This window comes from Flavobacterium sp. N502540, assembly GCF_025947365.1.
GTDB lineage: Bacteria > Bacteroidota > Bacteroidia > Flavobacteriales > Flavobacteriaceae > Flavobacterium.
This window is the reverse complement of record NZ_CP110012.1, coordinates 1,017,973-1,029,651: the sequence shown is the minus strand read 5'-3', so window position 1 is coordinate 1,029,651 and position 11,679 is coordinate 1,017,973. Positions and strand designations below refer to the sequence as shown.

Sequence of the window (11,679 nt, the reverse complement as noted above, 5' to 3'; positions counted from 1 at the left end):
ATCTTTTTTTAGCCAAAAAATCGTTTTGCACTATTTTTTTTGCTACGAATGCATAAATTTTTACTTTTTTGACTTGGAAATATAATTCGTGAATTCGTGGCAAAAAGACTATTTTTCTATTTTCTTCAAAACTTCTTTGGCAACGGCTTTGTAAGCAGCAGAATGATCGCCATAATCCTTATTCAGAATAACTTGCAGTTCAGGGTGTATCCAGTCATAATGATTGCCTAATAGATATAAAGTTCTGATTGAATAGGCCTTGGTCGCTACTTTTACATCATTGATAAGCCAGTCAAATGATGCTTCGATACAATCCTGCAGATTAGTTTCGGAAAGTGAAATGCCGTTTTCATTTTTTTTATAGTGGGCTTTTATCAATAGCTGAACAACTTTTGCGATAGGACGGATGGCACTTTCGTCTTTTAAAACCTTCAAATTCGAACAGAAAAAATCAAGATACGGTTGCAGCCAGATCAATTCTTCGTATGAAACAAATTCCATAATCCAGCAGGCTTTGTGATTGTTTTTGTCTGATGGGGAAAAACAAATCGATACAAGTTCTTCAAATAAGGATGGATTTTCGAGAACCTCATTTGCAACATTAAGACGGTTTTCCCGATAAGCTTTTACATAATCTAATTTCGTTTGTAATTCAGAAGGCATTTTGATGAGTTTAGGACAGGTCTAAAATAAGTAATTTAACGTTATGGTTTTAAAATCTGCTGATTTAATAAAATCAGACCTGTTTTTAAGAAAAGATTTCTAAATAGTAAGCGATATTTAACATTCTTAAAAAAATAGATATGCACTATATTTTGATACCTGCAGTTTAGTTGTAATTCTGTATCTTTGCCCATTATTTTAAATGTAAAAATAATGATACAACTTCACGATAAACAATTTGTTCCGTTTATTTCGGCCAAAGAAATTGATTTCGCTTTAACTAAAATAGTAACACAGGTAGAAGATGATTTTGGAGATGATACCCCAATTTTTATTGGTGTTTTAAATGGGGCTTTTATGGTGGTTGCCGATTTTTTGAAGAAATATAAAGGCCTTTGTGAGGTTTCCTTTATCAAAATGGCTTCGTATAAAGGAATTGAAAGTACCAATACGGTAAAAGAATTAATAGGGATCAATCAGGATTTATCAGGAAGAACGGTTATTCTTATTGAAGACATTATTGATACAGGAAATACAATTGAAGAATTGAAACAACTGTTTAAAGCGCAAAATGTAAAGCATTTTAAAATTGCTACTTTGTTTTTTAAACCGGAAGCTTATAAAAAAGACATCAAAATAGATTATATCGGAATTAGAATTCCGAATAAATTTATTGTAGGTTACGGACTGGACTATGATGGTTTGGGAAGAAACTTCCCCGAAGTTTATAAATTGGCAGAATAAATTTAAACACACACAACTATATATTCATTTAAAACTTCTTATAAAATAGAAGTCACAACACTTACTCATATTATGATTAACATTGTTTTATTTGGAAAGCCAGGGGCAGGTAAAGGAACTCAGGCAGAATTTTTAAAAGAAAAGTACAAATTAACACATCTTTCAACAGGAGATATTTTTCGTTTTAACTTAAAAAATGATACAGATTTAGGAAAACAAGCCAGAGTTTTTATGGATAACGGAGAGTTAGTTCCGTGTGAAGTAACTACCGCAATGTTAATTGATGAGGTAAAAAAACATCCAGATACAGCAGGGTTTTTGTTCGACGGTTATCCTAGAACTTTAGATCAGGCAGAAGCTTTAGATCAATTTTTACCAACGATTGGATCAAGTGTAACGGCGACTATTGCATTAGAAGCAGATGATGAAATTCTAGTGGCTCGTTTGTTGGAAAGAGGAAAAACCAGCGGAAGAGCTGACGATCAGGATGAAGAGAAAATTAGAGTAAGATACCAGGAGTACAATGAAAAAACAGCTCCGCTAATTGGATATTATAAAGAACAAAATAAGTTTCATGCCGTAAACGGTATCGGAACGATTGAAGAAATTACAGAGCGATTAACGTCAGTTATAGATAATTTGTAGAAGCTTTTTTCGGCTGTCGTTTCATCCCGACTGCGATCGGGACTTTTAAGAACTATTTTTCTTGTCATAAAACAAGCATCTTTGGGTTGCTGTTTTCTGGGAAGAAAAATTAGTTTTTTAAGACAGGATTCTTTTGAATGATAAGAAGACGAAGTTTTAAGATAACAGAATTATCTTGATGAAGACAATTTTATAACGAATAAACCAAAAATTGGAAATACTAATAATATTTTTTTTAATACTATTGAATGGTGTTTTTTCCATGTCAGAAATTGCATTGATTTCGGCCCGGAAAAACAGACTTGAAACTGCCGCAAAAAAAGGAAACAATAGTGCTAAAATAGCACTTGATCTGGCCAATTCTCCAAACAAGTTTTTATCCACCGTGCAAATCGGAATCACTTTAATCGGTATTTTGACCGGTATTTACAGCGGTGATAAGATAACAATAGATGTTGAAGTTTTTGTTAGCGGATTTACATTTTTAAAACCCTATGCACATTCTGTTGCAGTGGGGATTGTGGTCGTGGTTTTGACATTTTTCTCCTTGGTTTTAGGAGAATTATTGCCAAAGCGAATTGGTTTAAATTATCCGGAGTCGATTGCCAAAATGGTAGCGTTGCCTATGAAAACCATCTCGATAATTACAGCGCCCTTTATCTGGCTGCTTACTTCTTCGACAGATTTTTTATTGAATGTATTTCAGATTAAACCAACTGCCGACGGTAAGGTAACAGAAGAAGAAATTAAAGCAATTATCAAAGAAGGAACTGAGGGTGGAGAAGTTCAGGAAATCGAGCAAGATATTGTAGAACGTGTTTTTCACATTGGAGATCGAAAAGTAAATTCGTTGATGACACACCGTAAGTCAGTTGATATGCTGCCTTTCAATGCCGATAAAACGAAGATTAAGGAATTGGTTTTACAGGATTTGCATACTGTTTATCCGGTGTACAGAGACAATTATGATGATATTGTGGGAGTTGTAACCCTAAAGAATATCTTTGCAAACATCGAAAGTGAACATTTTGATTTGGCGGGAATCATGATTGATGCGCCTTACCTAATGGAGCAGACAACGGCATACAAGGCACTGGAGAATTTCAAAAAAACAGGGATTCATTATGCTTTAGTTTCTGATGAATATGGTGTTTTTCAGGGAATTATTACCCTAAATGACATTCTGGAAGCTTTAGTAGGAGATGCATCTGATTTTTATAAAGATGAATTTCAGTTAATTGAAAGAGAAGACGGTTCGTGGCTCGTTGACGGACATTATTCGTTACACGATTTTTTAACTTATTTTGAGTTAGACGAATTGACAAACGATTATGAAGTAAACACGGTAAGCGGAATGATTATGACAGAGCTTTCGCATATTCCAAAAGAAGGTGAGAAATTAATCTGGCAAAAATTTGTATTGGAAGTAATCGATATGGATGGTGTAAAGATTGATAAAGTGTTAGTAAAAGCGCTTAAAGAGTAGAAAGAATTTGTTTTAAGTTTCAGATTTCAAGTTTCAGGTTGCACAACGTATAACCTGAAATTTGAAACCTGAAACCTGAAACTACACATAAACAAGTAAAAATGACAGAAGGAAATTTTGTAGATTATGTTAAGATTTATGTTTCTTCCGGTAAAGGAGGGAAAGGATCTACGCATTTACATAGAGAGAAATTTATTGAAAAAGGAGGCCCTGACGGAGGTGATGGTGGTCGTGGAGGACACGTGTATTTGGTAGGAAATAAAGGACTTTGGACATTATTTCATCTAAAATTTGCACGACATATTAAAGCCGGTCATGGTGGAGACGGTGGAGGAGACCGTAGTACAGGTGCTGACGGAGAAGATAAATTTATCGAAGTACCTTTAGGGACTGTTGTAAAAGATAAAGAAACAGGAGAAACTTTATTCGAAATTACCGAAGATGGTGAAAAAAGAATCCTTTCAAAAGGAGGAAAAGGAGGTTTAGGAAACTGGCACTTTAGAAGTTCAACCAATCAAACACCACGTTATGCTCAGCCGGGTTTACCGGGAGTAGAAATGGATGTGATTTTAGAGCTTAAAGTATTAGCCGATGTTGGTTTAGTAGGATTTCCAAATGCCGGAAAATCAACCCTATTGTCTGTTTTAACTTCTGCAAAACCAAAAATTGCCGATTATCCTTTTACAACTTTAAAGCCAAACTTAGGAATTGTAGCTTACAGAGATTATCAATCTTTTGTAATTGCAGATATTCCCGGAATTATTGAAGGAGCTGCAGAAGGGAAAGGTTTAGGTCATTATTTCCTGCGTCATATCGAACGTAATTCAACATTATTGTTTCTAGTGCCGGTTGATACACCGGATATTAAGGCAGAATACGATATTTTGGTCAATGAATTAACCAAGTACAATCCTGAAATGTTAGACAAAGAGCGTCTTTTGGTAATCTCAAAATGTGATATGCTGGACGACGAATTGAAAGCCGAATTGAAAACGGAATTAGATGTCGCTTTCAAAGACATTCCATATATGTTTATCTCGTCAGTTGCCCAGCAAGGGATAACGGATTTAAAAGATAAGCTTTGGAAAATGCTTAACGACTAAAAAAATACAATTTGTAAAAAGGGTGTTCTGGAAACAGAGCGCCTTTTTTGTTTTGTGCAATATCCATATAACATGAAAATAGCAGATTTTCTTAGACCAAATTAAATACATCATTGGTGTTAAATTCGTAATGAAATGCTAAAAAAGCACTGAGATATCTAATTTCGGCAGGAATTGCGGTAGTATAATTATGAAAATGAATTATATTCGCATCACTTAAACAAAATAACATGAAAAAAATAGTTTTATTCTTGACCATGTGTCTGATGGCTTTTCCTGTAAGAGCTGATGAGGGGATGTGGTTTTTGATGTTTATCGAAAGATTGAACCATAGAGATATGGAAAAAATGGGCTTGCAATTGACAGCCGAAGAAATTTACAGTATCAACCATCATAGTTTAAAAGACGCTATTGTACAATTTAACGGAGGCTGTACAGCAGAAATTGTTTCTAAAGAAGGATTGGTTTTAACCAATCACCATTGTGGTTATGACGCAATTGCAGAACTATCTTCGGCAGAGCAAAACTACTTAAAAGACGGTTTTTGGGCAAAACAAAGAAGTGCCGAAATGAAACCGAAATCATTGTATGTGCGTTTCTTCGTGCGTATGGATGATGTTTCTAAAAGAATTTTGTCAAAAGTAAATGATAAAATGACAGAAACTGAAAGAAGTAAAGCGATTCAGCAAGAAATTGCTTTGATTGAAAAAGAAAACAATGAAGGTGGAAAATACACCGTTTCAGTTCGTCCTTTTTTTCAGGGAAATGAATATTACTATTTCGTTTACCAGGATTACACAGACGTACGTTTAGTAGGAACACCTCCTGAAAGTGTTGGTAAATTTGGTGGAGACACGGACAATTGGGAGTGGCCTCGTCAAACAGGAGATTTCTCTATGTTCAGAGTGTATGCAGATAAAGACGGAAATCCGGCAGCATATTCTAAAGACAATGTGCCTTTGAAACCAAAACACTACTTACCGGTAAGTATTAAAGGAGTTAAAGAGAATGATTTCGCTATGATCTTAGGATATCCGGGAAGAACAAACCGTTGGATGCCGGCTGGAGGAATTGAGCAAAACGTTAAGTTTGCTTATCCTGCATGGGTTGAAGGTGCTAAAACCGGAATGGATCAAATGAAAAAGTATATGGATAAAGATGCAACAGTTCGTTTGCAATACGCGTCTAAATATGCTTCTACAGCAAACTACTGGAAAAACCGTCAGGGGATGATTGATGCTTTAACAAAAGCTGGAACAGCAGAGGTTAAAGCGGCACAAGAAGATAAATTTTACGATTGGGCTACTAAACCGGCTAATAAAGAAAAGTATGAGAATGTAATTCCAACGATTAATGATTATTACAGATCTACAAATGTAAAATCAACTCACGACAATTACCTGACACAGCTTTTACGTACGTCAGCTTACGCAACCGGACCTGCTAACCTAGGAAACGCATTGATCGCTTATTATAACGAAACTGATGCTAAGAAAGCAGAAATGTTGCCTAAGATCAACGCGATGATCGAAAACATCTACGGTGAGTTTTATGCACCTCTTGAAAAAGATGTCTTAACTGCACAATTGAATTTATACGCTTCTAAAGCTGCTGAATATGGTTTAGCGACGCAAATTGCTAAAATGAAATCAGAGAACAATGGTGACTTTACTGCTGATGTAGCGAAAGCAACTGAAATTAGTTATTTTACTTCTAAAGACAAAGTATTAGCATTTATGGCTAATCCTAAACCATTAGCAATTGTACACGATCCGTTGTATATTATCTCTAACGATTTAATGACAAAATACCGTTCTAAAACAGACGATCAATTGAAAGCTGATGATGGTTTTGCAAGTGCTTACCGTAAATTAGTAGAAGGTTTAAGAGAATCTAAATTGAATGCTATTCAATATCCTGACGCTAACTCAACATTGAGACTAACTTACGGAAAAGTAAGAGCTTTGCCTGCTGATCCGCGTAACGATGTTAAAATCAATAATTATACAACCATGGAAAGTATGGTGAAAAAGTATAAAGCAGGTGATCAGGAATTTGATTTGCCAAAACGTTTATTAGAGTTAAACAAAGCAAAAGATTTTGGACAGTATGCTGATAAAGCAGGTTATATGCCGGTAAACTTCTTGACAGATAACGATATTACTGGCGGAAATTCAGGTTCTCCGGTATTAAACGGAAAAGGAGAATTAATTGGAGTTGCTTTTGACGGAAACATCGAAGCGATGGCAGGAGATGTTATTTTCGATTCTAAATTACAAAGAACCATTAACGTAGATATTCGTTACGTACTTTGGATTATCGACAAATACGCCGGAGCTAAAAATATTATTGACGAAATGACGATTATTAAATAATTCTGATTTTTGGTATTGAACAAACACCCGACAGTTTTTTAAAATCTGTCGGGTTTGTTGTTTTTAACAGGATCCGATTTATTCCGTTTTAGAAATCAAACTTTTACTAAAGGTTGGAAACGATTAAAAAATATTATCCCTGCAAACTATTAATTTAGTACTAAAAGCAAAAAGGACATTTTATAATTCCTTATTTTTGAAAAATAATTAACCGATTTAATTGTTGAATTCTATTTTCGTTTTATCGAATAAACAGTTCAACAAACAAACGATTTAACGTATTCAATGAAAACACATTTCATCGCCATAGGCGGAAGCGCCATGCATAATTTAGCACTTGCATTGTACAATAAAGGATATCAGGTAACAGGAAGTGATGATGCTATTTTTGAACCTTCAAAATCAAGATTGGAAAAAAAAGGAATCTTACCGGCTGAAATGGGTTGGTTTCCTGAAAAAATTACTGCAGATATTGATGCTATAATCCTCGGAATGCATGCGAAAGCGGATAATCCGGAGTTGCTAAAAGCGCAGGAATTAGGTTTGAAAATTTATTCGTATCCGGAATTCTTGTACGAGCAGTCTAAAAATAAAACGCGTGTGGTAATTGGAGGTTCTCATGGAAAAACAACCATAACTTCGATGATTTTACATGTCATGCATTATCATAATATCGAAGTAGATTACATGGTAGGAGCACAGTTGGAGGGTTTTGATACAATGGTACATCTTACTGAAGAGAATGATTTCATGGTTTTAGAAGGGGATGAATATTTGTCCTCACCAATAGACAGACGCCCAAAATTTCATTTGTATCAACCCAATATTGCCTTGATTTCGGGAATTGCCTGGGATCATATCAATGTGTTCCCAACGTATGAGAACTATGTTGAACAATTCGAAATTTTTATTGGAAAAATTACTAATGGTGGTATTTTGGTGTACAACGAAAATGATCCGGAAGTAAAACGTGTTGCTGAAGCCGCTACGAATCCAATTCGTAAATTGGCTTATTCCACTCCAAAGTACACCGTTAATGATGGAGTAACTTTATTAGAAACTCCCGAAGGCGATATGCCAATTGAAGTTTTTGGGGCGCATAATCTGAACAATCTGGCTGGAGCCAAATGGATTTGCCAAAATATGGGCGTTGACGAAGCCGATTTTTATGAAGCAATTGCCAGTTTCAAAGGAGCTTCAAAACGATTGGAGAAAATTGCTGAAGGAAAGGGAAAAGTAGCGTACAAAGATTTTGCACACTCTCCAAGTAAAGTTGCTGCAACTACAAAAGCAGTAAAAGAGCAATATCCGAACAGAACTTTAATAGCTTGTCTGGAATTGCATACCTATAGCAGTTTGAATGCAGCCTTTCTAAAAGAGTATGAAGGAGCTCTTGAATATGCAGATGTTGCTGTCGTGTTTTACTCACCGGATGCTGTAAAAATTAAACAATTGGAAGAAGTTACTTATGAGCAGATTGCAAGTTCTTTTAACCGTGAAGACTTAATTATTTACACCAATCCTGATGAATTTAAAGAATACCTTTTTAATTTAAATCTTGAAAACTCAGCTTTATTGTTAATGAGTTCCGGAAATTACGGAGGGTTGAATTTTGATGATGTGAAAGGGTTGATTAATTAGTCAATTTGAAAATTAGATAATATGCCAATTGCTGTTTAGTGATTGGCTTTTTTTTTGGGGAATTTCTAGTTTGGAATATCTCTTATATATTTATAATGCCCGGTAATTTTATACTGAAACAAACAGTCTTCAAGAACTTGTCCGTTTCCAATGTTGTGTACAATTAAGTTTCGTTTTCCGTCTGCTGATTTTCTGGCTGTGACTATTCCAATATGGTCCAGTTTGTTATTAATTAACCAGGTAACAATTTCGCCTGTTTTATAATCAGTTGCATTTTGAGTTACAGGGAGTTTTTTTCCTTTTCTTTCAAAGAAAACGACTAAATTAGGAACTCTTCGATGATCTATATTCGTATCGGTTGAAGTCAGGCCCCATTTTTGTAAAGACGGATAAGCAGAGAAATTTGCTGCCATATCTTCATGTACTTCTTTCTGTAAGTCAATATTCAATTTTCGATAAGAGCGAATTACCACATCGGTGCAGACTCCTTTGTTTGGAGGAATATCTCCATTTGGATAGCTTATTGAAAAATAAGCGGGGTCATAGTCTATCGAGGGATCAATAATTAATAATGCCGCATTGGATAATTTTTCGGAAAAAGTTCTTGCAATACCCGATGACAAGTTTTCTGCAACAGCTGTTTTGCTCTCCTTTTGATTGCAAGAGAGGAGAAGAAGAAAGAGGGAAAAAGTACCTATTATTTTCATTCCCTTAATATAAGCTATTTTGATGGGACATTTATAGTAATGAAGTAATTAATTTGAGATTAGTATAGTTTTATTTGAGGGATTTTTCTTATTTTTATAAATTAACCCTCTAAGAGTATTGTAAAATGAGAGCAAGCTTAAAAGTTGTAAAAACAACAAATGAAACCGCGGATTTTGTAGCAACTTATTTTTCCATACCGGATTGGTCTGAAGAAGATCGTCCTCGCGAAAAATTGATGTTAAAGGGCAAAGAAGCTCTAAGTAATGCTGAGCTGATTGCGATATTAATAGGGTCGGGTAGTCGTAGTGAATCTGCTGTCGATTTAAGCAAACGGATTTTGGCTAGTGCGGGAAGTTTAAACTCTTTAGGGAAAAAATCTACAGCTCAATTAATGGAATTTAAAGGAATAGGGGAGGCAAAAGCGATAACAATTATTGCAGCATTAGAACTTGGACGAAGAAGAAGAGCAGAGGATGTGTCGCAATTGAAGATAATTACTTCCAGTAAAATTGTTTTCGAAATCATGCAGCCCATTATTGGTGAACTTTCTCATGAAGAGTTCTGGGTGCTTTTTCTGAATAATTCCAATAAAGTAATTTCTAAATCCCAAGTGAGTAAAGGTGGAATTACTGGAGCCGTTGTGGATGTACGTATTGTTTTTAAGTTGGCACTTGAAATTGGAGCTACAGGATTGATTTTGTGTCACAATCATCCATCAGGAAATTTGCTGCCCAGTGATGCCGATAAAAAGTTGACGAAAAAGATAAAATTAGCAGGGGATAGTTTAGATGTTAAAGTTTTGGATCATTTGATTATAACTGAAGCAAAATATTATAGTTTTGTAGATCAAGGAATTTTATAAATTATGAATACCACTATTACCGATGTCTTTTTTGATTTAGATCATACACTTTGGGATTTTGATAAAAACTCTGAAATGGCTTTCGATCGAATTTTTAAAAGTAAATATCCCGAAATTAAAACAGAAGATTTTATCGAGAAATATGCTCCAATCAATCAGGAGTGCTGGAAATTATACCAGAATGATAAAATAACACATCTGGAACTCCGTTACAATAGATTGAAGTTTTCATTCGACGCTTTAAATTACACCATGTCAGATGAGAGTATCAATGAGATTGCCAATGATTATATTGAATTTTTAACCGACAACAATTATCTTTTCGAAGGAGCGATTGAAGTTTTGGAATACTTAAAGCCTAAGTACAAGTTGCATATCATTACTAATGGTTTTGCAAATGTTCAGGATAAAAAAATTAATAATGCGGCGCTTTCGGGGTATTTCGAAACCATCACAAATTCTGAGCTGGCTGGTGTGAAAAAGCCAAATAGTATTATCTTTGATTATGCGCTTAGTGCAGCTAAAGCTTCGAAAGAGAGCAGTATTATGATTGGAGATTGCCTGGATGCCGATGTTAACGGAGCCTTAAATGCCGGTCTTGATGCTATTTTCTTTAATGAAAAAAGAATCGAAGCACCACAAAATATTAAACAAGTAAACCATTTATTAGAACTAAAAAAATATTTATAATTATGAGAATAAAATTTTTGTTGATTGCATTCCTTGCGTCAGTTATTGGGTTTTCACAATCGGTTAATGATTACAAAGCGATTATAGTTCCTCTAAAATATGATTTCCTTAAAACAGAAAATCAATACAGAACGTCAACCATAACAAAAGCGAATTTAAATAAAGCCGGTTTTCAGGCTTTTTATGCTAACGAGATGCTGCCGGAAGGCTTTGGTGATCGTTGTGATCTTTTGTATGCTGATGTTAAAAAAGAAAGCGGGTTTTTAATTAGCAAGCTTTTTGTCGAGTTTAGAGATTGTTACGGTAAAGTGATTTATACATCGGCAATAGGGAAAAGTAAAGAGAAAGAATATGAAACGGCCTATAGAGAGTGTCTTGATCTTGCATTTGTTTCAATAAACGCTTTGCATTATAAGTACAGTGGTAAAAGCGTCAATACAGCAAAAATGTCAATTCCTGCTACTGCCTTAACAGCATCAGTTGCAGCTGTAAAAGTTGTAGAGACAGCTCCGGAGGCTGATCTTAAAGATCCAAATTTATTGTATGCACAACCAACAGAAAATGGTTACCAGTTAATTGATAAAACGCCAAAGGTGGTTATGAAATTATTGAAAACCTCTCGTCCGGATTCATTTATCGCTATAAAAGACGGAGTTCAAGGATCTTTAAATGCAAAAGATAATCAGTGGTTTTTTGAATATTATAAAAACGATCAGTTAGTTTCTGAAAAAATTTCAGTTAAATTCTAAAAATAGAATACGG

General features: G+C 34.8%; 11 protein-coding genes. 9 read left to right on the top strand and 2 right to left on the bottom strand.

The window, feature by feature from the left end:
• Nucleotides 1-108 precede the first annotated feature (108 nt).
• A complete protein-coding gene (locus OLM58_RS04695; RefSeq protein WP_264531388.1) occupies nt 109-663 on the bottom strand; it encodes a hypothetical protein in 555 nt (184 codons plus the stop codon).
• Between the two features lie 213 nt (nt 664-876).
• Here OLM58_RS04695 and OLM58_RS04690 point away from each other — a divergent pair, with 213 nt between their 5' ends.
• The 6 genes from OLM58_RS04690 (at nt 877) to OLM58_RS04665 (ending at nt 8,657) form a co-directional block, all read left to right on the top strand.
• A complete protein-coding gene (locus OLM58_RS04690; RefSeq protein WP_264531387.1) occupies nt 877-1,407 on the top strand; it encodes a phosphoribosyltransferase in 531 nt (176 codons plus the stop codon).
• A 72-nt stretch (nt 1,408-1,479) separates the two neighbouring features.
• A complete protein-coding gene (locus OLM58_RS04685) occupies nt 1,480-2,052 on the top strand; it encodes an adenylate kinase (protein ID WP_264531386.1) in 573 nt (190 codons plus the stop codon).
• 262 nt (nt 2,053-2,314) lie between these two features.
• Nucleotides 2,315-3,538, top strand: coding sequence for a hemolysin family protein (locus tag OLM58_RS04680; protein WP_264531385.1), 1,224 nt, complete (start codon nt 2,315-2,317; stop codon nt 3,536-3,538).
• A gap of 101 nt (nt 3,539-3,639) precedes the next feature.
• Entirely contained in the window at nt 3,640-4,641 is a 1,002-nt protein-coding gene (gene obgE / locus OLM58_RS04675; RefSeq protein ID WP_264531384.1) for a GTPase ObgE, read from the top strand.
• A gap of 230 nt (nt 4,642-4,871) precedes the next feature.
• The gene (locus OLM58_RS04670; RefSeq protein WP_264531383.1) at nt 4,872-7,016 is read left to right on the top strand and encodes a S46 family peptidase; all 2,145 of its coding nucleotides are present in this window, start codon (nt 4,872-4,874) and stop codon (nt 7,014-7,016) included.
• A gap of 285 nt (nt 7,017-7,301) precedes the next feature.
• A complete protein-coding gene (locus OLM58_RS04665; protein ID WP_264531382.1) occupies nt 7,302-8,657 on the top strand; it encodes a UDP-N-acetylmuramate--L-alanine ligase in 1,356 nt (451 codons plus the stop codon).
• 65 nt (nt 8,658-8,722) lie between these two features.
• Here the strand turns inward: OLM58_RS04665 and OLM58_RS04660 are convergent, their stop codons facing one another.
• Nucleotides 8,723-9,364: a DUF1287 domain-containing protein gene (locus OLM58_RS04660; RefSeq protein ID WP_264531381.1), complete on the bottom strand. Its 642-nt coding sequence runs from the start codon at nt 9,362-9,364 to the stop codon at nt 8,723-8,725.
• Between the two features lie 125 nt (nt 9,365-9,489).
• On the opposite strand from OLM58_RS04660, the gene radC reads away from it, so the two are divergent.
• From radC to OLM58_RS04645, 3 genes are read left to right on the top strand one after another with little or no spacing between them, the layout of a single operon-like run.
• On the top strand, nt 9,490-10,227 hold the full coding sequence (gene radC / locus OLM58_RS04655) for a RadC family protein (protein WP_264531380.1): 738 nt from the start codon (nt 9,490-9,492) through the stop codon (nt 10,225-10,227).
• A 3-nt stretch (nt 10,228-10,230) separates the two neighbouring features.
• Nucleotides 10,231-10,917 (top strand): YjjG family noncanonical pyrimidine nucleotidase, encoded by a 687-nt coding sequence (locus OLM58_RS04650; RefSeq protein WP_264531379.1) that lies wholly within the window; start codon nt 10,231-10,233, stop codon nt 10,915-10,917.
• Nucleotides 10,918-10,919: 2 nt separating this feature from the next.
• The gene (locus tag OLM58_RS04645; RefSeq protein ID WP_264531378.1) at nt 10,920-11,666 is read left to right on the top strand and encodes a hypothetical protein; all 747 of its coding nucleotides are present in this window, start codon (nt 10,920-10,922) and stop codon (nt 11,664-11,666) included.
• The last annotated feature ends 13 nt before the right edge of the window (nt 11,667-11,679 follow it).